The organism is Serratia sp. JSRIV002 (assembly GCF_019968725.1).
GTDB lineage: Bacteria > Pseudomonadota > Gammaproteobacteria > Enterobacterales > Enterobacteriaceae > Chania > Chania fonticola_B.
The window spans coordinates 4,630,224-4,652,484 of record NZ_CP074143.1; the positions used below are offsets into that span (position 1 = coordinate 4,630,224).

Annotated in this window: 21 protein-coding genes; 12 read left to right on the forward strand and 9 right to left on the reverse strand. The window is 55.2% G+C overall.

What is annotated here, in order from left to right; genetic code table 11:
* Window positions 1–20: 20 nt before the first annotated feature.
* From KGP26_RS21810 to yihU, 4 genes are read right to left on the reverse strand one after another with little or no spacing between them, the layout of a single operon-like run.
* Window positions 21–1,364 carry an L-fucose/L-arabinose isomerase family protein gene (locus tag KGP26_RS21810; protein WP_094981226.1) on the reverse strand — a complete coding sequence of 448 codons (1,344 nt, stop codon included), beginning with the start codon at window positions 1,362–1,364 and terminating at the stop codon, window positions 21–23.
* 27 nt (window positions 1,365–1,391) lie between these two features.
* Window positions 1,392–2,435 carry an aldose epimerase family protein gene (locus tag KGP26_RS21815; protein ID WP_218518983.1) on the reverse strand — a complete coding sequence of 348 codons (1,044 nt, stop codon included), beginning with the start codon at window positions 2,433–2,435 and terminating at the stop codon, window positions 1,392–1,394.
* 47 nt (window positions 2,436–2,482) lie between these two features.
* Window positions 2,483–3,346, reverse strand: a complete 864-nt coding sequence (locus KGP26_RS21820) for a class II fructose-bisphosphate aldolase (RefSeq protein ID WP_223664612.1) — start codon at window positions 3,344–3,346, stop codon at window positions 2,483–2,485.
* 48 nt (window positions 3,347–3,394) lie between these two features.
* Window positions 3,395–4,285 (reverse strand): sulfolactaldehyde 3-reductase, encoded by an 891-nt coding sequence (yihU, locus tag KGP26_RS21825; RefSeq protein WP_218518982.1) that lies wholly within the window; start codon window positions 4,283–4,285, stop codon window positions 3,395–3,397.
* Window positions 4,286–4,509: 224 nt separating this feature from the next.
* Here yihU and KGP26_RS21830 point away from each other — a divergent pair, with 224 nt between their 5' ends.
* The 5 genes from KGP26_RS21830 to proX all read left to right on the forward strand — a co-directional run bounded on the left by KGP26_RS21830 (window position 4,510) and on the right by proX (window position 9,965).
* Entirely contained in the window at window positions 4,510–5,406 is an 897-nt protein-coding gene (locus tag KGP26_RS21830) for a sugar kinase (protein WP_223664613.1), read from the forward strand.
* Between the two features lie 36 nt (window positions 5,407–5,442).
* Entirely contained in the window at window positions 5,443–6,243 is an 801-nt protein-coding gene (locus KGP26_RS21835; RefSeq protein ID WP_024530699.1) for a DeoR/GlpR family DNA-binding transcription regulator, read from the forward strand.
* 343 nt (window positions 6,244–6,586) lie between these two features.
* Entirely contained in the window at window positions 6,587–7,789 is a 1,203-nt protein-coding gene (proV, locus tag KGP26_RS21840) for a glycine betaine/L-proline ABC transporter ATP-binding protein ProV (RefSeq protein WP_021807606.1), read from the forward strand.
* Window positions 7,782–8,891, forward strand: a complete 1,110-nt coding sequence (gene proW, locus KGP26_RS21845) for a glycine betaine/L-proline ABC transporter permease ProW (protein WP_021807605.1) — start codon at window positions 7,782–7,784, stop codon at window positions 8,889–8,891. The genes proV and proW overlap by 8 nt, the downstream gene beginning before the upstream one ends.
* A gap of 72 nt (window positions 8,892–8,963) precedes the next feature.
* Window positions 8,964–9,965, forward strand: a complete 1,002-nt coding sequence (gene proX, locus KGP26_RS21850) for a glycine betaine/L-proline ABC transporter substrate-binding protein ProX (protein ID WP_021807604.1) — start codon at window positions 8,964–8,966, stop codon at window positions 9,963–9,965.
* Window positions 9,966–9,998: 33 nt separating this feature from the next.
* Here the strand turns inward: proX and KGP26_RS21855 are convergent, their stop codons facing one another.
* A complete protein-coding gene (locus KGP26_RS21855) occupies window positions 9,999–10,877 on the reverse strand; it encodes a LysR family transcriptional regulator (protein ID WP_094981231.1) in 879 nt (292 codons plus the stop codon).
* Between the two features lie 103 nt (window positions 10,878–10,980).
* Here KGP26_RS21855 and KGP26_RS21860 point away from each other — a divergent pair, with 103 nt between their 5' ends.
* The 5 genes from KGP26_RS21860 (at window position 10,981) to emrB (ending at window position 17,316) form a co-directional block, all read left to right on the forward strand.
* Window positions 10,981–12,180, forward strand: coding sequence for an MFS transporter (locus KGP26_RS21860; protein WP_223664614.1), 1,200 nt, complete (start codon window positions 10,981–10,983; stop codon window positions 12,178–12,180).
* Window positions 12,181–12,573: 393 nt separating this feature from the next.
* Window positions 12,574–13,095 (forward strand): transcriptional repressor MprA, encoded by a 522-nt coding sequence (gene mprA, locus KGP26_RS21865; RefSeq protein WP_021807601.1) that lies wholly within the window; start codon window positions 12,574–12,576, stop codon window positions 13,093–13,095.
* Between the two features lie 22 nt (window positions 13,096–13,117).
* On the forward strand, window positions 13,118–14,569 hold the full coding sequence (locus tag KGP26_RS21870; RefSeq protein ID WP_209530162.1) for an efflux transporter outer membrane subunit: 1,452 nt from the start codon (window positions 13,118–13,120) through the stop codon (window positions 14,567–14,569).
* A gap of 21 nt (window positions 14,570–14,590) precedes the next feature.
* Window positions 14,591–15,763, forward strand: coding sequence for a multidrug efflux MFS transporter periplasmic adaptor subunit EmrA (gene emrA / locus KGP26_RS21875; RefSeq protein ID WP_223664615.1), 1,173 nt, complete (start codon window positions 14,591–14,593; stop codon window positions 15,761–15,763).
* A gap of 56 nt (window positions 15,764–15,819) precedes the next feature.
* A complete protein-coding gene (emrB, locus tag KGP26_RS21880; RefSeq protein WP_235050830.1) occupies window positions 15,820–17,316 on the forward strand; it encodes a multidrug efflux MFS transporter permease subunit EmrB in 1,497 nt (498 codons plus the stop codon).
* 517 nt (window positions 17,317–17,833) lie between these two features.
* On the opposite strand, the gene KGP26_RS21885 is transcribed toward emrB, so the two are convergent.
* The 4 genes from KGP26_RS21885 to KGP26_RS21900 form a co-directional block, all read right to left on the reverse strand.
* Window positions 17,834–18,568, reverse strand: a complete 735-nt coding sequence (locus tag KGP26_RS21885; protein WP_218518979.1) for a DUF3800 domain-containing protein — start codon at window positions 18,566–18,568, stop codon at window positions 17,834–17,836.
* Between the two features lie 242 nt (window positions 18,569–18,810).
* Window positions 18,811–19,227, reverse strand: a complete 417-nt coding sequence (locus KGP26_RS21890; RefSeq protein WP_059201614.1) for a PIN domain-containing protein — start codon at window positions 19,225–19,227, stop codon at window positions 18,811–18,813.
* Window positions 19,224–19,454 (reverse strand): type II toxin-antitoxin system VapB family antitoxin, encoded by a 231-nt coding sequence (gene vapB, locus KGP26_RS21895; protein WP_059201615.1) that lies wholly within the window; start codon window positions 19,452–19,454, stop codon window positions 19,224–19,226. The genes KGP26_RS21890 and vapB overlap by 4 nt, the downstream gene beginning before the upstream one ends.
* A gap of 255 nt (window positions 19,455–19,709) precedes the next feature.
* Window positions 19,710–20,801, reverse strand: coding sequence for a tRNA/rRNA methyltransferase (locus KGP26_RS21900; protein WP_024484850.1), 1,092 nt, complete (start codon window positions 20,799–20,801; stop codon window positions 19,710–19,712).
* 196 nt (window positions 20,802–20,997) lie between these two features.
* Between KGP26_RS21900 and trxC the strand changes: the two genes are divergently transcribed.
* Window positions 20,998–21,417: a thioredoxin TrxC gene (gene trxC / locus KGP26_RS21905; RefSeq protein WP_094981235.1), complete on the forward strand. Its 420-nt coding sequence runs from the start codon at window positions 20,998–21,000 to the stop codon at window positions 21,415–21,417.
* 115 nt (window positions 21,418–21,532) lie between these two features.
* Window positions 21,533–22,237, forward strand: a complete 705-nt coding sequence (locus KGP26_RS21910; protein WP_021807596.1) for a tRNA-uridine aminocarboxypropyltransferase — start codon at window positions 21,533–21,535, stop codon at window positions 22,235–22,237.
* Window positions 22,238–22,261: the final 24 nt, after the last annotated feature.

Genomic DNA, 22,261 nt, shown 5'->3' on the forward strand with positions numbered 1-22,261 from the left:
TCCAAGCGTTGGTCGCCCGCTCAGGTCAGTTCAATCACGTCCAAACCAAGCAGACCGGCCACTTTGCGCAGCAGCGGGCGGTGCTCGCCGTAAACCAGCGAGGTGTGGTGCTCCATACCCGCCGCAATCAGGCGCTGGCGGTAAGTGTCTGCATCCACATCCAGGCGCGCCGTCCCGGCTGTGCCGGAAAACGCCAGCGGAGCCTTGATCATTTCGCCACCGGCCAGCATCAGGCGCAGCTTGCCCTCACCCTGAGTGATGCGGCATAGCGTGATGCGCCCCGGTTTGAGAGCAAACTCAGACAGCAGAGGAAGCTTGCGGTTGGAGTGGATGGTGGCCTGCACCGGGCCATCGCGATCGGCCATTTCGATCGGTGCCTGCCCGCAGTGCCAGAACACCACGCTGTTATCCTGCGGATCAATATCCACCAGGTCGGTATTGAACGCCGCATTGCCAGAGGCCCACTGCGCCATCAGCGAAGAGAGCACGCCAAACATGTCGGCTTCACAGCCACACGGCACTTTATCTTCGTTCATCAACGCCAACGCCCCGCAGGCAGCGCAGCCGTAATCGGTAAAGAAATCCGGCCAACAGCGCACGGCAATGCCGGTGTAACCTGCACGCTGCGCTTTTTCACGCAGGGCAGAGTAAACCTTGAGCGTTTTGCGGGTGGCCGTTTGATCCATCTCTGCCAGGTTAGGGAAATCCTTGGCACGGCGCGCATAAGGCGCATCGGCCACGCTGTCCGGCAGCGCCTTCACCTCTTCAATAAATTCCAGCACCGGCTGGCGAGTCACCTCAACGCCAAAGTGCTGCGTCAGTTGTTGTTGGTTGTAGTTGCAGGCGTCAAAACCCAGCGGGTGTTCACCAATCACCATCACCTTGGCCTGTTTGAAGCGCTTAACGATCGCCGCGGCCTGCGCCAACTGCTGTAATTCGTTAATCACCCGGCTGTCGTCCGGCAGGCCGTGCAGCGTTTGCACGTTGATGGCTTCACGGCTCAGGGCATGGCAAGCCAGATTCACCCCGCAGAAAGAGTTCAGACGCAAACGGCCACCGGTACGGGCTTCCGGGAATGACCACATCGCCGTGGGCACCGGGAAATCACGCACCACTTCGGTGGTGAGGGAGGCATCGGTAAAGGTCACTTGCAGGATCAGTAGCAGATCGAGATCGGCCTGTTTGAGTGCGGGCAGTATTTGCAGAGCCGATTCGGCATCAAACTGTAATACCGGTTCCCCCACCAGCTCGATATCCATCCCGCTCAGCGTCTGCCAGGCTTGCGCCAGCATCTCTTGCGCGTAGGGCACATCGAAGGTCGCGCGGCCAAGCGCCAACACGCCCACTTTTGCTTTATTTTTCATCACATTGCTTCCAGTAAACGAATAAATCTATGCCACGGTGCTGAAGCGGTGTTCAGTCTGGCTGTAATAGTTTTCCCCTGGGCGCAGCACCACGTTGCCAAAATGGGCGTGGTGAATGCTGTCTGGGAACGCCTGGGTTTCAAGGCAGATGCCGGAAAACGCCTGATAGCGATGGCCAGCCTTGCCATTCCAGATCTTGTTGGAAAGCTTGAAGGCGTTATAAAACTGCACGCCCGGCAGCGAGGTGTGTACTTCCATCACTCGCCCGGTCTGCGGACAAATCAGGCTGGCGGCGGGATGCAAAGCACCATCGCCAGGTTTAAGCACGTAGTTCATATCAAAATCCTGCGCCGGGCGGTGCAGCATGGCGTCCCCAAGACGACGGGCGTTGCGGAAATCAAATGCCGTCCCGGCAACACGGCGGATTTCACCGGTGGGCAGCATGGTGGTTTCATCTACCGGCGTCATAAAGTCGGCGTCGATCTTGAGCTGCTGATCGTGGATCAGGTGCTGATGCCCGCGCAGGTTGTAGTGGCTGTGATTAACCAGGTTGACCAGCGTCGGCTTATCGGTCTGTGCCTCAAAGCTCAGCGTCATCACGTTGTCTTTCGTCAGGCCGATGCGGTGGCTAACCTGCAGATTGCCCGGATAGCCTTCCTCACCATCGATAGAGGTACGGCTGAAAATAATGCCGTCGCCGTCTTCCTGTGCCTGCCAGACATATTTGTCAAAACCCCGACGTCCGCCGTGCAGGTGTTGTCCGGTAGGAAGCTCGTTGGTGGCCAGAATAGATTCCTGACCGTCGATGCTGAAACGGCCACCAGCAATACGGTTGGCACAGCGCCCGGCAATCGCGCCGAAGAACGGATGCCCGGCCTGATAAGCCGCCAAATTGTCGAACCCCATCACGACATCTTCCGCTTGCCCATGGCGATCCGGCACCCAAAGCTGAGTAATGATGCAGCCGTAATCGGTCACACACAGCCGCATCCCGTTGGCATTGGTCAGCGTGAAAAGGGAAACGGCCTGCCCTTGATGTTCGCCAAAATGCTGGCGTTGAATGGTTGTCATAATCTGTGCCCTATGGTGAGCGCGGCAGTTTGCCGCGCAACGGATGCTTAAAACTGAGCGGCTTTACCCTGGCTGCCAAACAGCCTGATTTTTTCAGCGACCTTGGCCTGCATCACATCACGGCCATGCCCGAGCGACACCGCCAAGACAAACTCGTGCGGATCCTTGTCGAGCACTTCAGCCATGCCCTGGGTGAAGGCCTGCCGCAGTTCGGTGTCCACGTTCACCTTGGCAACGCCCAGTGAAACCGCCTTGCTGATCTGATCGTCTGGTACGCCAGAGCCACCGTGCAGCACAATCGGTTTTTTGACGATCTCGCGGATCTCTTGCAGGCGTTCGAACGCCAGCTTGGGCTCCTGTTTGTACAGGCCGTGAGCGGTGCCGATGGACACTGCCAGATAATCCACCGTGGTCGATTGAGCAAACTGCAGCGCTTCGTCACTGCTGGTGATCAGGGCGTCTTTTTCGTCGACCGAAATATCATCCTCGGTGCCGCCGATCTTGCCGATCTCACCTTCGACCCCAATGTTCAGCGCGTGGGCCACATCCGCCACGGCACGCGTGATCCGCACGTTTTCGTCAAATGACAGGTGAGAGCCGTCAAACATCACCGACTGGAACCCGGCCTGCACCGCCTGCATGGTCTGTTCGAAGCTGCGGCTGTGATCCAGGTGGATGCACACCGGCACCGTGATATCGTGCATAAACGCATCGATCATCGCCTTCATGGGCTCCAGACCCATCACGCTAATCACTTTCTGCCCCACCTGGATCATGATCGGGGCCTGCTCCTGTTCGGCTGCCAGCAAAATGGCGCGAATGGTTTCGGCGTTGTGTGCGCTGAACGCGCCGATGGCATAGCCGTTTTCCCATGCATGTTGGATCATGGTGTTACCAGATAAATAAGGCATTTCTTCTCCCCTCTGCGCGCTGCATAGCAACCGCAATTACGTTAAGTGTTACGCGTGATCCGCTCTGCCCGAAGCAGCCCGAACCTGTTCCAAAATGGCACTCCAATCCTGACGCCCACGCCCGCTGGCCCGCGCCTGGCTGTAAACCTCGCGTGAGGCTGCCCCCATCGGCATGGCGACGTGCAACTGATTGGCCACATCCAGCGCTATGCCCAGATCCTTGTGCGCCAGATCGATCATGAACGCCGGGCTGAGATCGCCCTTCAGCACCTTGTTTGGCCAGGTGGTGGTGAAATGCCCCTTGCCTGCCGGAGTGCCGCTCATCACTTGCAGCGCAACGTCAAACGACAGCCCCAGCGCCTCGCACAGCACCGCAGCTTCGGCAGACAGCGCGTTGAGCGCGATGCTCATGTAGTTGTTGATCAGCTTCACGCGGATCCCCATGCCCGGCCCACCGGCGTTGATCAGCTCCGAGCCCATCGCCATCAGCACTGGCGTCGCACGCTCCACCTGCTCGGCAGTCCCACCGGCCAGGATCAGCAACGTGCCAGCCTGAGCATGGTCTGAAGTCCGCCCGACCGGGGCATCCATCAGGCTAAAACCCCGAGCCTGCATCTGGGCAATCAGCCGATCCGTTTGCATTGGGTGGATGGTGGACATATCCATCACCAATGCCGCAGGCGATAAGGTGCAGCACACCCCCTCGGCACCAAATAGCACCTCACGTACCAGTTCGCCGTTAGGCAACATGGTGATGACGAACTCCGCGTCCTGTACCGCCTGCGCCGGGCTGGTTGCCGCCTTGGCCCCCTGAGCAACCAAGGTGCTGACCGCCGCCGGGCTGATATCAAAAACGTTCAGCCGGTGCCCCTGCTTAATCAGGTTGCTGGCCATCGGCGCGCCCATTTGCCCTAGCCCGATAAATGCGATCTGTGCCATGGTTCTCTCCTGTTGGTTACCTGTGTCATGTCTGTGTCATCTCATCGGCCACAAACCAGACCGTTTTTGTCTGTTTTTGATCGTATTTGTAATTTATGGTCAAAAAATTGACAGCCGTCACTCTTTTAACATTTGAGTGAATTAAAATGGTGGCAGCGTGATCGGTAGCCACTTTTTGCTGAAAACCGTTCGCTTACACAGTTCAACATCCAGGGATCCAGACCATGACTCGAATCGCATGCGTAGGCATTGCAGTGCAAGACCGCCTGTATTACGTAGAGAAACTGCCTGAAGGCGGGGGGAAATATGTTGCCAACGACTACCGCGAAATTGGCGGAGGCCCAGCGGCAACGGCTGCGGTAGCCGCAGCCAGATTGGGCGCAGAGGTAGATTTCATTGGCCGGGTCGGGGACGATGCCACCGGGCAAACCCTGTTGGCCGAGTTAGGCAGCTATGGCGTCAATGTCAGACATGCCCGCCGTTGCCCACAGGCGCGCTCATCACAATCGGCTGTGCTGGTGGATGCCCAGGGAGAACGCATGATCATCAACCATCCCAGCCCAGACTTACCCGAGGATGCCGAATGGCTGCATAACATCGACTTTAGCCATTACGATGTGGTGTTGGCGGACGTGCGTTGGCATCAGGGCGCGCTGACTGCCTTCACCTTGGCCCGGCGCGCAGGTGTCACTACCCTGTTGGACGCCGATGTCACACCGCAGGATATCCGCCCGCTGGTTGCTTTGGCCGACCATGCCGCCTTCTCCGAGCCGGGTTTGCTGCGGATGGCAGGAAAAACGGATATCGAGCAGGGATTGCGTGCAGCAAAAAATGACAAAAACGGACAAGTTTATGTCACTCAGGGTAAACATGGCTGTTTCTGGTTGGAAAACGCTCAACTGAAACATCAGCCAGGCTTTCCGGTTGAGGTGGTGGATACCACGGGAGCTGGAGACGTTTTCCACGGTGCGCTGGCGGTAGCCCTGGGTTCACAACCCGATATAGCTCAGGCGGTGCGTTACGCCAATGCAGTTGCCGCATTGAAGTGTACCCGTCCTGGCGGGCGCGCGGGCATCCCCAATTGTGATCAAACTGACTCTTTCCTGGCCAGTTTTGTATAATATGGTTGGCCGATGACAATATTAAGGGAGTGGAGCATGAGTCTGACTGAACTTACCGGCAACCCACGCCACGATCAGCTGATCCAGTTGATCGCCAAGCGCGGCTATATGAACATCGACGAGCTGGCGCAATTGCTGGAAGTGTCTACGCAGACGGTCAGGCGCGATATCCGCAAACTGAGCGAGCAGGGGCTGATTAGCCGCCATCATGGCGGGGCAGGCCGTGCCTCTAGTGTGGTCAACACGGCCTTTGAGCAACGGGAACTCTCTTACACGCAAGAGAAGATAGCCATTGCGGAGGCCATTGCCGATTATATTCCCGATCGTTCCACCATTTTTATCACCATCGGCACCACCGTTGAGCATGTTGCCCGGGCGCTGATGAACCACAGCCACCTACGCATCATTACCAACAGCCTGCGGGTGGCACATATCCTGTATAAAAACACCGAGTTCGAAGTGATGGTGCCGGGCGGTACGCTGCGCCCCAATAACGGCGGTATCATCGGTCCCAGCGCCGTAAGCTTTGTGGAAGGCTTTCGCGCCGACTATCTGATCACCAGCGTAGGGGCAATCGAAGCCAACGGCGATCTGTTGGAATTTGACGTGAATGAGTCCAGCGTGGTGAAAGCGATGATGGCACACTCACGTCATATTCTGCTGGCTGCGGACCACACCAAGTTCCATGCTTCGGCGGCAGTAGAAATCGGCAATACCCGACAGGCGACCGCGTTATTTACCGACCTACCTCCCCCCTCAGCAATGGGATCGGTGTTACAGCAGCAGCAAGTGGAACTGGTCGTTATTCCCACCAGCAGCGAAGAACCCACGCTCTGATCCACGGTGGTAAATCTGCTGATTTTCCTGCCGTTCCTCAATGCACGCAGAACTTTACCATGCGTGCATTAATTACCCGTTTGACACTGCCAATATTCCCTGCCAATAGTTGCCATAGTCACCAATATATCCTGCCATTACCCATTGCTCATTACGGTTAAATAACCGCGTAAAAACCGGGTAATTATACCCAATCATCAAACCGGGTATCACCAGAAAAATCCTGCGATATGAACATTGAGGGTTGTCTCAGAATGTCAGTGTGTTAGGGTATAGGGCACTCTTATTTTCTATTAGGACAATTTTAGCGTTTGATAATAAACCAAAGGAAACAGCGAATTGCATGGCAATTAAACTAGAAGTTAAAAATTTATATAAGATATTTGGTGAGCACCCGGAACGCGCATTTAAGCTGATAGACAAAGGTTTGACGAAAGACCAGCTGCTGGAAAAAACGGGGTTATCACTGGGCGTCAAGAACGCCTCTCTGGCCATTGAAGAAGGCGAGATATTTGTCATCATGGGGCTTTCCGGTTCCGGTAAATCCACCCTGGTACGCCTTCTCAATCGTCTGATAGAACCCACCCGCGGTGAGGTGCTGATTGACGGCGAGGATATATCCAAAATATCCGATGCTGCGCTACGCACCGTGCGGCGTAATAAGATCAGCATGGTGTTCCAGTCATTCGCTTTAATGCCGCATATGAACGTATTAAATAATACCGCCTTCGGCATGGAATTAGCGGGTATTCCTTTACAGGAACGCCAGGAAAAAGCGCTGGACGCTTTGCGTCAGGTTGGGCTGGAAAATTATGCCAATGCCTATCCCGATGAACTGTCCGGTGGTATGCGCCAGCGTGTCGGCTTAGCCCGCGCCATGGCTAACGATCCGGATATATTGTTAATGGATGAAGCCTTCTCTGCGCTGGACCCATTAATTCGTGCCGAGATGCAGGATGAGCTCGTCAAATTACAGGCGAAACATCAGCGCACCATCGTCTTTATTTCCCACGATCTGGATGAAGCGATGCGTATTGGCGATCGCATTGCCATTATGCAAGGCGGCGAAGTGATCCAGGTGGGGACCCCGGATGAAATATTAAATAATCCGGCCAACGATTATGTGCGCACCTTCTTCCGCGGCGTCGATATCAGCCACGTTTTCAGTGCCAAAGATATCGCCAAACGTCGCCCGGTGACCCTGATCCGTAAGACCCCCGGTTTTGGTCCGCGCTCTGCGTTGCAGATCCTGCGTGATGAAGACCGTGACTATGGCTACGTGCTTGAACGCGGCCAGAAATTTATCGGCGTGGTATCGATAGACTCTCTCAAGCAGGCGCTGGCGGCCAATCAAACGCTGGACGACGCCTTGCTGGATGCCCCACTGCCCGTTCCGGCGGATATGCCGCTGAGCGAACTGATCTCACTGGTCGCACAGGCTCCTTGCGCCGTGCCGGTGGTCGGGGAAGACAACAACTATATCGGTATCATTTCCAAAGGCATGCTGCTGCAGGCTTTAGATAAAGAGGGCCCTACGAATGAGTGATTATCAGGATCCATGGGCAACAGCTGCCACATCCCCTAACGACGCCCCGGCAACTCAGGCTGCTACCAGCAGCGATCCCTGGTCAACCGGCGCACCGGCAGACAGCGTACCCCACGATGCCGCTAATCAGGCCGCATCGGGCGCTGACTGGCTTAACAGCGCCCCAGTGGAGCCCGAGCACTTTAGCCTGCTGGATCCGTTCCACAAGGCTTGGGTGCCGTTTGACAGCTGGGTCACCCACGCCATTGATTGGCTGGTGTTGCACTTCCGTCCGCTGTTCCAGGGCATTCGCGTGCCGGTAGATTTCATCCTCAGCGGTTTCCAGCAGTTTTTGCTGGGTATGCCTGCTCCAGTCGCCATTTTGCTGTTCTCGCTGATCGCCTGGCAGATATCCAGCCTCGGCATGGGGGCCGCCACGCTGCTTTCATTGGTCGCCATCGGCGCTATCGGGGCCTGGTCACAGGCAATGGTCACGCTGGCGCTGGTGCTCACTGCCCTGTTCTTCTGCATCCTGATCGGCCTGCCGTTGGGCATATGGCTGGCCCGCAGCAAACATGCCGCCAAGGTGATCCGGCCACTGCTTGATGCCATGCAGACCACACCAGCCTTCGTCTATCTGGTGCCGATCGTCATGCTGTTCGGTATCGGTAACGTGCCGGGGGTGGTCGTCACGATCATCTTCGCCCTGCCGCCCATCGTACGTCTGACGATCCTGGGCATCAAACAGGTGCCGGAAGATCTGATCGAAGCCGCCGAATCCTTCGGATCCAGCCCGCGCCAGCTGCTGTTTAAAGTGCAGCTGCCGCTGGCCATGCCAACCATCATGGCCGGGGTTAACCAAACGCTGATGCTGGCGCTGTCGATGGTGGTTATCGCCTCGATGATCGCCGTAGGCGGTCTGGGCCAGATGGTGCTGCGTGGCATCGGCCGCCTGGATATGGGGCTGGCCGCCGTAGGTGGCGTCGGTATCGTTATTCTTGCCATTATTCTCGATCGTCTCACCCAGTCGCTGGGGCGCGATCGCCGCAGTAAAGGGCTAGGCCGCTGGTATACCCACGGCCCAATCGGGTTGATCGCTCGCCCGTTTATCAAAAAAGCCTGATCGTTCTACCCGCCAGCGGCTTACTGCCCTGGCGGGCTATCTCCAAACAACATCAATAACAGAGGAAAAACTATGCGCACTACAGGGATCTGGGCAATAGCCCTTACCACACTGCTTGGTTCACAGGTTGCTTCCGCTGCTGATTTGCCAGGAAAAGGTATTTCGGTACAACCGATACAGAGCACCATCTCCGAGGAGACCTTCCAAACGCTGCTGGTCAGCAAGGCATTGGAAAAACTCGGTTATGACGTGAAAGAGCCGCGTGAGGTGGACTACAACGTGGCCTACACTTCCATCGCCGCTGGGGATGCCACTTTTCTGGCGGTGAACTGGGATCAGTTACACGCCGATCAGTATCAGGCCGCCGGGGGCGATAAAAAATTCTATCGTGAAGGGGCTTACGTCAGCGGTGCCGCTCAGGGCTACCTGATCGACAAAAAAACCGCCGAGAAGTATCACATTACCAACGTTGAGCAACTAAAAGATCCGAAAATTGCCAAGCTGTTTGATACCAACGGTGACGGCAAGGCCGACTTGACCGGCTGTACCCCGGGCTGGGGCTGTGAAACGGTGATTAATCACCATATCGATGCCTATGGCTTGGGCAAAACCGTGGAGCATAATCAGGGCAACTACGCCGCCATGATCTCCGATACCATCACCCGCTTCAAAGAAGGCAAGCCGGTGCTGTATTACACCTGGACGCCGTACTGGGTCAGCGATGTGATGGTGCCAGGGCGTGACGTTGTCTGGCTACAGGTGCCGTTCTCTTCCCTGCCGGGCGAGCTGAAAGATGTCGATACCAAGCTGCCGAACGGGGCCAACTATGGCTTCCCGGTCAACAACATGCATATTGCCGCCAATAAGCAGTGGGCGCAGGCCAACCCTGCCGCCGCCAAGCTGTTTGCCATCATGAAACTGCCGATTGCCGACGTCAACGCGCAGAACCTGCGGATGCATGCAGGCCAGTCCTCCGAGGCTGATATCCAAAACCATGTCAATGGCTGGATCAAGGCTCACCAAGCCACGTTTGACGGCTGGGTGAAAACCGCCGCTGAAGCCGCCAAGTCATAATAGCCCCATGGGCGCGGCATAGACGCTGCGCCCTCATTCCGGCAACATCATCTCGGTAAACTGTAAAAATCGTTCGGCCGTCTTCGACAGAGGTGAGTTCCACACGCAATACACCTGACGACGTGGACCATCGACGATCGGAATAGCCACCAGCGAACTCAAACGCTGGGCGGTGGAAATTGGCACTATTCCCGCCGCCAAACCTCGCCGTACCAGATTCTCCAACCATTCGATATGGTCGATCTCAAAGCTCACATGGCGTTTGATCCCTGCCGCCTGGAAGGCCCGGTCGGTCTGCCGCCGTGCCCCGGTTCCGCTATAGAAATCCACCAGCGGCACTTCTGATAGCGTTTGCAGATTGATACGTTGATACCCCGCCAGAGCATGTTCTGCGGCCACCAACGCCACCAGCGGCTCATCGGTCAACTGGCGATGCGACTCTGGCAGCATGTCTTTATCGCCCGGCCAGATGCCAACAAATGCCACATCGGTCTTCTGCTGGCGAATATCTTCCAGCAACACCTCGCTAATGCCAACGTACAGCCGGATATTCACCGCCGGATGATGACGGTGGAATTCCCCCAGCCTTTCGGTGAGGTCAATCGCGTTGATGGTTGAAATAGTGCCAATCGTCAGCGTACCGGATACCGTACCAGCGGCCGCCACCACTTCCTCTACCAACGTCTGCTTGGCGGCCAACAACCGCTGCGCCGGTTGAATGAAAGCCCGGCCAGCGGTGGTCAGCTCAACGCGACGCGAAGTGCGCTCAAACAGCGTACAACCGAGTTCTTCTTCCAGCTTGGCGACCTGATGACTCAGGGCAGACTGCACCGTATGGCAGCGCTGTGCAGCACGGGTAAAGCTCTGCTCCTCGGCCACCGCCAGGGCATAACGGATCTGTTTTAGATTCATGCTATCTATCGCGAAATGAGATGGATCAGATGAAAATTATACATTGGTTTAACATTCTATTCTGCCTGATACTTCGATCACAGATTTCCATTATTGAAGACCTATGAACCAACCAACCGAACACCCGGGGCTTAGCCCTGCACTGACGCTGTTAATCGCGATGGCCACCGGCCTGGCGGTTGCCAGCAACTACTACGCCCAGCCGCTGCTGGAAACCATCGCACAAAACTTTAATCTCTCGGTTAACCAGGCCGGATTTATCGTCACCGCTGCCCAGCTAGGCTATGCGGTTGGCCTGCTGTTTCTGGTGCCGTTGGGCGATATGTTTGAGCGCCGCGGGCTGATCGTCTTTATGACGCTGTTAGCCGCCGGGGGCATGCTGATCACCGCATCCTCCAGCACCCTATCGATGATGATCCTCGGAACGGCCCTTACCGGCTTGTTCTCCGTCGTGGCCCAGCTTTTAGTGCCACTCGCCGCCACCTTGGCGCACCCGGCAAAACGCGGTAAAACCGTCGGTGTGATCATGAGCGGCCTGCTGCTCGGCATTCTGCTGGCACGTACCGTCGCCGGTGCTTTAGCGGCCCTCGGCGGCTGGCGTACCATCTACTGGGTGGCCAGCGTGTTGATGATCCTGATGGCCGTGCTGCTGTGGCGCGCCTTGCCACGCTATAAGCTGCATTCCGGCCTGAACTACCCGCAGTTGCTGAAATCCATTTTTTCCCTGTTCTGCTTCACCCCGTTGCTGCGTACCCGCGCGATCATTGGCGCTTTGTCGTTCGCCAACTTCAGCGTGCTATGGACCTCAATGGCTTTCCTGCTGGCTTCCCCACCGTTCAACTATTCCGAAGGCGTAATTGGGCTATTTGGTCTAGTGGGTGCTGCTGGCGCCTTGGCAGCCTCACGTGCCGGTCATCTGGCCGATAAGGGCAAAGCAGGGCTAACCACCAGCGTCGGATTGGTGCTGTTGCTGCTGTCCTGGATCCCGATTGCGTTGGCCCCGTACTCTCTCTGGGCGCTGATTATCGGCATTCTGGTGCTGGATCTGGCGGTACAGGGGGTGCATGTCACCAACCAAAGCGTGATTTATCGCATCATGCCGGAGGCGCGTAATCGCCTGACCGCCGGTTACATGACCAGCTATTTTATCGGGGGTGCCGTGGGTTCAGTACTTTCCGCCGCCGCTTATCAACATGCTGGTTGGAACGGCGTAGCGGCGATTGGTGGCGTATTGTGCGTGCTGAATCTGCTGACCTGGTGGCGTGGCAAGCGCTATGACCCGCAGGGTCCGGCCACTATCTAGTTAGCAAGAAAATAATAACCCAGGAAATTTATTAGGCCGCAGGGTGTGAAAATTACTTACACTCTGGTAATATTGTCGCGGTAAATTATTGGCGACCTATGCACCCTGCGCCCCGGACCACCATGAACGACCTTACTCAGGTAAGTTTTCTTTCTATCCCCTCCGCAGGATGCCGTAGTGCCCCGCCCAGTGACTTAAACAAACCTTACCTATCTCAGCCTGCGGAACGGCAGAATTTGTGCCTTCAATCACAAGACCTTAGAGTCTGTGGCGTTAAGCATTTACAAACAACTTACAAATGACACGAATTGCTAAATTATTCCCCTGGCTGAAGATTTACATTATTAATCACTATCGTTACTATACCGAACGAAATTAATGAGGCACTAAATTATGGAAAGCTCGTTTACCCCCATAGAGCAAATGCTGAATTTCCGCGCCAAACGTCAGAAAGACTTCCCATACCAGGAAATCCTGCTGACCCGCCTGTGCATGCATATGCAAGGCAAGCTGTTGGAAAATCGCAATAAAATGCTGAAAGCACAGGGAATCAACGAAACCTTGTTTATGGCTCTCATTACGCTGGATGCGCAGGAAAACCACAGTATTCAGCCTTCTGAGCTAAGCTCGGCCCTGGGTTCGTCACGCACCAATGCCACCCGCATTGCCGATGAACTAGAGAAACGCGGTTGGATTGAGCGCCGGGAAAGCGATCACGATCGCCGCTGCCTGCATCTGCATATGACCCAGGCTGGGGAAGCGTTTCTCGAACAATTGCTGCCACCGCAGCATAAATGTCTGCACTTTCTGTGGTCTACGCTGAACGACGAGGAGCAGCAGCAGCTTGAAACGCTGACGCGCAAATTGTTGACCCGTTTGGATCAGATGGAAGTTTCAGAACAGTTATCCCAATAATTCCTGTTCAGGTAATCATTTTATGCGATCCCCGTTAAACTGGAGATTCACCCCGCTGTTCGCCGTTCTGTTGCTGGCGGGGTGCGCATCTACCGATAATATTGCCCCGCAATCCAAGATGATGGATCCGCAACAGCTGCAGCTTGCCCAGCCGAAAGTCAGCTCGCTTGCCATCAGCCCGCAATGGTGGCGCACGCTTAACGATCCCCAGCTTGATAGCCTGATGACCCAGACGCTGCAAAACTCGCCTTCGCTGCAACAGGCGGGCGCTCGCGTGCGTGAAGCCCAAAGCGTGGCAGGTGAAGCCAGTGCCGCCAACGGCCCCAACCTGGATCTGAATGCCAGCATCAACCGTCAGCGTGTGGCGCAAAACACCAACCTGGGCTTTGGCTATCCGCCCAACCCGGTGTATGAGTCCTCTAACTCCCTGGGCCTGAATCTGGCCTATGAGTTTGACTGGTGGGGCAAATATCGCAATCAGGTCAATGCGGCAAAAGCGCAGATCGATGCCGCTCGTGCCGAGCAAGCGCAGGCCGCTCTGACGCTGACCAGTTCGGTAGCTTCAGCCTATTACCAGTTACAGGCGAATTACGCGCTGGAGAATGTGCTGCAACAAGAGGTGGATAACAATCAACGCCTGGCAGACCTGCGCCAAAAGCAATATAAAGCCGGGATCTACGGCGTGGAAATCCCGCAACAGACCCAGGCACAAGCAGACAGTGCCAAGCAGCAGATCATCCAGCTGCAGTCACAGATTGAACAACTCAAACACCAGTTGGCCGCCCTGGCCGGTCTTGGCCCGAATGCGATGCAGTCTCTGCATCCGGTGGCCATGCCAAGCGAAGAACAGTTAGCCCCCAAAGGCGAACTCACCGCAGAGTTACTGGGTAAACGCCCGGACATCGTGGCACAGCGCCAACTGGTAGAGTCCTATAACCAACGGGTCAGTGCGGCACGCAAAGAGTTTTACCCTAGCCTGTCGATCTCGGCCTTTGCTGGCTTGACCACCACCAACGTCGGCGGCACCAGCCCGAATCTGTTTGAGGCCGCCAGCCAGGCGTGGGGCGTGGTTCCAGCCATTTCCCTGCCAATCTTCCATGCCGGTGCGCTACGCAGCAAGCTGGGTGAAGAGTCTGCACTCTACGATCAGGCTGTGGGTTCCTATAACCAAACGCTCGTCAATGCGTTACAGGAAACGGCCGACGCCATCACCATTCAACAGAGCAGTAGCAAGCAGCTGCTGCAGGCAACCTCTGCCTCCCAATCCATGCAGGATGTGTACCGGGTCGCCAGCGCCAAATACCAGGCAGGAATTATTGGGCGTGATGAACTGTTGACCAGCCAGACGCAGCTATTACAGCAGCAACAGGCACAACTGAATGCCAGCAGCAACTTGATGCAGGCGAAGATAGCATTGGTACGCGCGTTGGGGGGTGGCTACCAGGCCCCGGCGGCAGCGGAACCTAAAGCATAATTTTAGAGCGTGGAGAATACCATGAGTGCAAGTGCGGAAACTCAAACCCCGCAGCAACCGGCTGGCAAAAAACGGCAGCGTAAATTCTGGCTGCTGCTGTTGACGTTTATTTTTGTGATTATTGGGGTGGCCTATTTAGTTTATTGGTTCCTGGTGCTGCGTCATCACCAAGAAACCGACGATGCCTACGTGGCCGGTAATCAGGTGCAGATCATGGCACAGGTCTCCGGTAGCGTGAACAGCGTGACCTTTGATAACACCGACTTTGTCCGCAAAGGCGATGTGCTGTTAACGCTGGATCCTACCGACGCCGAACAGGCGTTTGAACGGGCCAAAACCGCGCTGGCCAACAGCGTGCGCCAAACGCATCAGTTGGTGATCAACGGTAAGCAGTATCAGGCTAACATTGCGCTGCGCAAATCCGAGCTGAGCAAGGTAGAAAACGATCTCAAGCGTCGTATCGTGCTGGGCAACGCCGATGCCATTGGCCGCGAAGAGCTGCAACATGCGCGTGACGCGGTAGACAATGCCAAAGCGGCACTGGAAGTCGCAGTGCAGCAATATAATGCCAATCAGGCGATGGTGCTGAATACCCCGCTGGATAAACAGCCCGCCGTGCTGCAAGCCGCCGCACAGATGCGCGACGCCTGGATGGCGCTGCAGCGTACCCGCATCGTCAGCCCAATCACCGGCTTCGTTTCACGCCGTAGCGTTCAGGTGGGGGCACAGATCTCCCCTGGAACGCCTCTGATGGCCATAGTGGCACCGGACCATGTCTGGGTGGACGCCAACTTTAAAGAAACGCAGATCGCCAATATGCGTATCGGCCAAGAGGCTACCGTGGTAAGTGACCTGTACGGCAGCGACGTGGTGTTCAAAGGCAAGGTCGTGGGTATCGATATGGGTACCGGCAGCGCGTTCTCACTGTTGCCTGCACAGAACGCGACCGGCAACTGGATCAAAGTGGTACAGCGTTTACCCGTGCGTATCGAACTGGATGCGCAACAGGTTGCTGAGCATCCTCTGCGTATCGGTCTTTCTACGCTGGTCAAAGTCGACACCGCCAATCTGGACGGCCTGGTGCTCTCCGATACGGTACGCCAAAAACCGCTGTTTGAAACCAACGCGCTGACGCTGGATCTGGCGCCGGTAAATCAGATGATCGCCGATGTGATCCATGCAAACGCCGGTTAAGCGAGCGGGAGGCTACCTTGGCACAGAAACCGCTTGAAGGTGCCCAGCTCGCCTGGATGACGGTCGCGCTCGCCATGGCGACCTTTATGCAGGTGCTGGACTCCACCATTGCCAACGTGGCGATACCGACCATCTCGGGTAACCTCGGGTCTTCCAACTCGCAGGGCACCTGGGTGATCACCTCGTTTGGGGTGGCCAACGCCATCTCCATTCCGATCACCGGCTGGTTGGCGAAACGCGTGGGTGAAGTTCGCCTGTTCCTGTGGTCCACGGCGCTGTTCGCCCTGGCCTCCTGGCTGTGCGGTATCTCTAACAGTCTGGGCATGCTGATCTTCTTCCGCGTGATCCAGGGCATCGTCGCCGGGCCGCTGATCCCGTTGTCGCAGAGCTTGTTGCTGAATAACTATCCCCCCGCCAAGCGTTCGATGGCCCTGGCGCTATGGTCAATGACCGTGATCGTCGCGCCGATTTTCGGGCCGATCCTGGGCGGCTATATCAGCGATAACTATCACTGGGGCTGGATCTTCTTCATCAACATTCCGATTGGGCTGTTTGTGATCCTGGTCGCGATGTCGACGTTGAAAGGCAGGGAAACCAAAACCGAGATCAAACCGATCGATACCGTCGGGCTGGTACTGCTGGTGGTTGGCATCGGTGCGCTGCAGATCATGCTCGATCAGGGCAAGGAGCTGGACTGGTTCAACTCGACCGAGATCATTGTCCTGACCGTCGTGGCCGTGGTGGCGTTGGTGTTCCTGGTGGTATGGGAGCTCACAGACGATCACCCGGTGGTGGATTTGTCGCTGTTCAAATCGCGCAACTTTACCATCGGCTGTCTGTGTATCAGCCTGGCCTACATGCTGTATTTCGGGGCGATCGTGCTGTTGCCACAGTTGCTACAGGAGGTATATGGCTACACCGCCACCTGGGCCGGCTTGGCGTCTGCGCCGATCGGGCTGCTGCCGGTGATCTTGTCACCGATTATCGGCCGCTTCGGTCATCGGCTGGATATGCGCCGTTTGGTCACCTTCAGCTTCATCATGTATGCCGTGTGCTTCTACTGGCGCGCCTACACGTTTGAGCCGGGGATGGATTTTGGCGCCTCCGCCTGGCCGCAGTTCTTCCAGGGCTTTGCGATTGCCTGCTTCTTTATGCCGCTGACGACCATTACCCTGTCTGGGTTGCCGCCGGATCGCATAGCGGCAGCATCGAGCCTGTCGAACTTTACCCGTACCTTGGCGGGCTCTATCGGCACCTCGATCACCACTACGCTGTGGACCAGCCGGGAGGCGATGCATCACTCGCAACTGAGCGAGTTTGTGAATCCGTTTAACCCGCAGTCGCAGGAGATGTACAGCAAGCTGGAGCAGCTCGGCATGAGCAAGCAGCAGGCTTCGGCGTATATCGCCAACGAGATCACCGCGCAGGGGCTGATCATCTCGGCCAACGAGATATTCTGGCTTTCGGCGGGGGTGTTCCTGATCTTGCTGGCGCTGGTCTGGTTCGCCAAACCACCGTTCAGTTCCGGGGGTGGCGGGGGCGGAGCCCACTGACCTAGTTATTCCCATGGACTCCAGTGGGGATGGCTAAGTCTCTTGCGGATCTTCTGTAATATGGGGCGGTTCAACGATGGACTGCCCCATAAAATTGGATAAATGTTACTCGGTTTATAAAAGCCATAGCAGCGTTGCCAGAGTCCCAACTACCGTAAAAACATAGGCTGTATTAGCCGCAACTTGACCTGACGGTTTAACGGCTAAATCTGACTGTCGGCTAAGAGTGAGAGACGGAAGCAGGTCACGGCGATGCTACAAAGTCAAGGCTCTGAGGTGGTCACTGACTCTGCGAAACTATGTGGTCTGGTAACTGAGGCCATTGTCCGAAGCGGAAATTACAGCGTGCGTGTTGTATGAGAGCAGATCTCATCGCAGGAACGTTGCTACAGAATCTGATTTATCCAACAAAGTTGTTCTAATTGCGAAATGCCCCCGTTGAAGTTATTGATGAACCCGCTGTAGCTGAAAGTATACCTTCGTAGCTCTTGCTATTTTTTAGTTTTTTATTACTGAGTTAATGTACACAACCTAAATATACCTCACCAAATGTTTCCATGGCCAGCTCATTTAAGTTAGATGATAAATTCCTCGACAAAATCAGGCCTTTATTAATAGTTCTAAAAGTCGCAAACTCAGGCATTTCATCCCCTTGAGGTTCATGTTCTCTTAGCATAGACAGACGTAGAGTTGTAAAAAGTTCAAACCCTAAAGGGGCTTCTATTGGGGGTTCATATCCACAATCGGAACCGTATGTTAAAATTTTAGCTTTTCCACTAATTGCTTCCCTAAATCGAATGCCGCAAAAAGATGCAACTAAATCAGCAAGTTGTATTCCATGATTTTTTTGGGATGAGCATATTGAGATACTTACTTTTTCTGAGCAAAAATTGCGAGCCTCAGTGGAATTTATGATTCCTTCATCGAAGTAAAAGCTACAGCTATTTGTGTGGAGGTTAGCTACCAATATACTTAATAAAAAAGAGATGTCGTCATGTGACTTATGACGAAGTTCACTTGGCATAATAAAACACCCCCATTGACAATATGTATTTAAATATGAAATAAAATCACTTCGCAATTCCCTTCGGACAGGAGACTCGTCCATCCTTGCACATGAATGATGCTCATCTATCGAGTATTTTGAAAGTATGTTGCCAACGTCAGTTTGGGGGTTATTTTTGCAAATCACATAACCCATGATCATGAATCCGAATTTCTCATGTACTGACTCGTCAATGTAAATATTCAAACTATCTTCCTTTGTTATTATTAGCTCGCACTCAAAAAAATATATAATTTAAAGATTTACTCTTACCCTATGACATCACTTTTTTTGTCATTTGTCCAGATTGTAGACATGCAGGCTCATTTTGACCTGCTCCGCGTTAATTAGCTTATTGTGATTTGAGGTACGTCAGCTTATGGCACAAAGCTGACTATCACAAGGTTTCGAGCTTAAATGCACTCATTTTATTCCGATCCCTCTCGTTGTTATTTTGCCCAATCTTCCAGTATCAGACCTGTTACCCGCTCAAACTCTCGCGTGTTATTGGTCACCAGAATCGCACCAGCTGCAATGGCATGGCCAGCGATGGCTGTGTCATTGGGACCGATAGGCGTGCCAGCCGCAGCAAGCGCAGCCTTAATGTTTGTTGTCGCGTCAACCGCAGCCCGATCCCAAGCCAGCACCGCATCAAGGCGGCTGCAAAAGGCATCAACCAATCGGACATGGCGCGGTGAGGCCTTTTTGCCAATCGCCCCGAAACGCATCTCGGCATAAGTAATAGCCGACACCACGATGCGGTGATTACGCAGCACCGTCTGCTCTAACCGTCTGATCACGGCCTCTGGCTGTTCGCGCATGATAAAAGAGCAGATATTGGTGTCCAGCATGTAGGTTTTATTCATAGTTCAAAACGTCCCTCGTCGCTGACAATCCCCTCGCGTTCCATCATAAAGTCCGCGTCGGCTTTTTCCTCTTGCAGGAACGACCCCCAAGTGGGGCGAATAGGGCGTAAAATGATGCTGTCGCCTTCACGGATAATTTCCAGCTCACTGACGCCGTCAAAGTCCATATCACGGGGCAAACGGATAGCACGGTTATTGCCGTTTTTAAACACCGATACAATTCTCATAGTGACCCTTTCTGAAGTTACTTGTACATGTAGACCCTATACAGAGAAGCCGATAGCACGGCGATTTTCTGTACGTATGTTGTACAGTATAAGGATATGGCTAGCATATGTATAGATGAATGCGAATGAGGAGAGATTTTTTTGAACAGAAGAGTAATCAGCCCGTTGTTTGTTCCGATTCAAATAGATCAAAGCCCTGACCTTACGGCCAGGGCTTTGTCTGCAATCGAATGGGCTTTTATGCCGCGTAACTAATTACGCCTGGTTCTGACGCCACCAATCGGCCAACAGAATACCGGTCGCTACCGAGACGTTCAGGCTTTCTACTTTGCCAGTCCCGCCGATAGACACGCTCATATCACCCTGTTGCCAAGCGCTGTCACTCAGGCCATCACGTTCCTGGCCCAACACCAGCACCATCTTGGTTGGCAGTTTAGCCTGCGCCAACGGCGTGCCTTTATGGCTGGAGGTGGTGACGATGGTGTAACCCGCTTTGCGAAACGTATCCAGCACGGACAGGAAGTCATCGGCATTGATTGCCTTGATGTGTTCCGCCCCGCCTTCAGCCGTACGCACTGCTGCGCCAGATTCCAGCACCGCTGGATCCTGTAGCAATACGCCGTTCACGCCAAAGTGTGCACAAGAACGAACGATCGCACCCAGGTTGTGTGGGTTGCCCACTTCTTCCAGTGCCAGCACGCAATCTTTGGCCGGTGCATTCTGCAGGTAAGCCTGCGCATCCAGACCTTGACGCTTTTTAATCAGGAAGCACACGCCGCCGTGATGTTCGGTACCGGACGCTTTGGCCAGTTCCTCTTCATCCACCACATGGTAAGCCTTGCGGTTAGCCGCCATCCAACGCAGTGCCTCACGGAAACGTGGGGTGACGGATTGCACAAACCAGGCACGGACGATGGCATCTGGACGGCTGGCGAACAGGGCTTTACAGGCGTTTTCACCGTAAACACGGGTTTCTTCCGCACGTTGGCGGCGCAGCTGCTCAGGATCGATAAAGCTTTTGCCACTGATGCCACCATGATCGAACGCCGGTTCTTCTTGCGGAGCACGGGACACGGTTTTCCACGGTGATTCATAACCACCGCTGTCTTCGGTGCGCGCCGGACGGCGAGGACGATCGCTTTCACTGCTGCTGCGACGGGGATCGGTACCCCGACGGTCACCACCGCGCGCCTTATCCTGACCGGCACGGCCAGAGCGTGCATTGTCAGCCGGGCGGCCTTTGCCGTCAGGTCGTTTATTCTTGTTACGGTTGTCGCCGCTATCGTCGTCACTACGGACGAACATCACTTTAACCTTACCGTTCTTGCCACTAAATGAATCGTTCATTGTCTTCTCCACCAACGCGCAGGGCGCGAAGATTACCTGATGTTGGTGCGCTAAGCCACCAACTTGCGCTAAAAGCTAGCATCTATCAAATTCATCGAACAAATCACTTGGTCGAATGCCACGCTTTTACCGATAATAAGCAACATTAAGGATACATATACGCGGCTAACATGCTGCGTCAGCCCCAGAGGTAACCATGAATACAGTTTGTGCAGCTTGTAATGCCACCAACCGCGTGCCGGAAGAACGTCTGGCGGACGGCGCTAAATGTGGCCGCTGCGGCCATGAATTGTTCGACGGTGAAGTGATTAACGCCACCGCCGCCACGTTGGACCAGCTCCTGCAAGACGACTTGCCGATCGTGGTCGATTTCTGGGCCCCGTGGTGTGGCCCGTGCCGCAGCTTCGCGCCGATCTTTGAAGACGTGGCACAAGAGCGTGCTGGCAAGGTGCGTTTCGTGAAGGTCAACACCGAAGCCGAACCCGAGTTGAGCGCCCGCTTCCGCATTCGCAGCATCCCTACCATCATGGTGTTCCGTGAAGGCAAGATGGTCGATATGCTCAACGGCGCGTTGCCGAAAGCGCCGTTCGATAACTGGCTTAACGAGCTAGTTTAACGCAAAAGCGCTTACTATGCCGCCAGTTGTGTCGGCATAACATCGCCTAGATAGCCCGTGCGCCTCTCCCGCCGGGCTTTTTTCTGCGCTACAATGGCGGTTTTTCAGGATCGTTATGACTGACAACGCCGTACTTCGTCTGCGCCAAGACCGTTTAGACCGCGCCACCCGCCCATTTCTGGCCAGAGGTAGCCGCGCCGTGCGCTGTCAGGGTTGTTTGCTACCGCAGCAAAACTGCCTGTGTGCCACCATCAAACCGCAGCAGGCCAACAGCCGCTTTTGCCTGATCATGTTCGGCGCAGAACCGTTGAAACCCAGCAACACCGGACGCCTGATCGCCGATATCCTGCCTGATACCCTGGCGTTTACCTGGTCGCGTACCGAAGTCGATCCGGGCCTGTTAGCAGCCATCAACGATCCTACTCGTCAACCCTACGTGGTATTCCCGGCCTCTTATGCCGATGCGGACCGCCCGGTGGTTAGCAGCGTGCCCACCGGTGGCAAGCCGCCTTTATTTATCATGCTCGACGGTACCTGGTCGGAAGCGCGCAAGATGTTCCGTAAAAGCCCCTATCTGAATCAGTTCCCGGTCTTTTCACTGAACGTGTTGGCCTCATCGGACTATTTGCTACGTGTTGCCAGCCGCCCCGAACAGCACTGTACGGCAGAAGTCGCTGCCGCCCTGCTCCAACAGGCAGGCGATGAACAGGCCGCGACCGGGCTGAGCCAACATTTCAATTACTTCCGTGAACAGTATCTGGCCGGGAAACCTCACCGCCCAGAGGCACCGGTCACAGCAAATCTGCCACAAAGCGCCTAGAATCAGACGATAATTTGCCTCTTT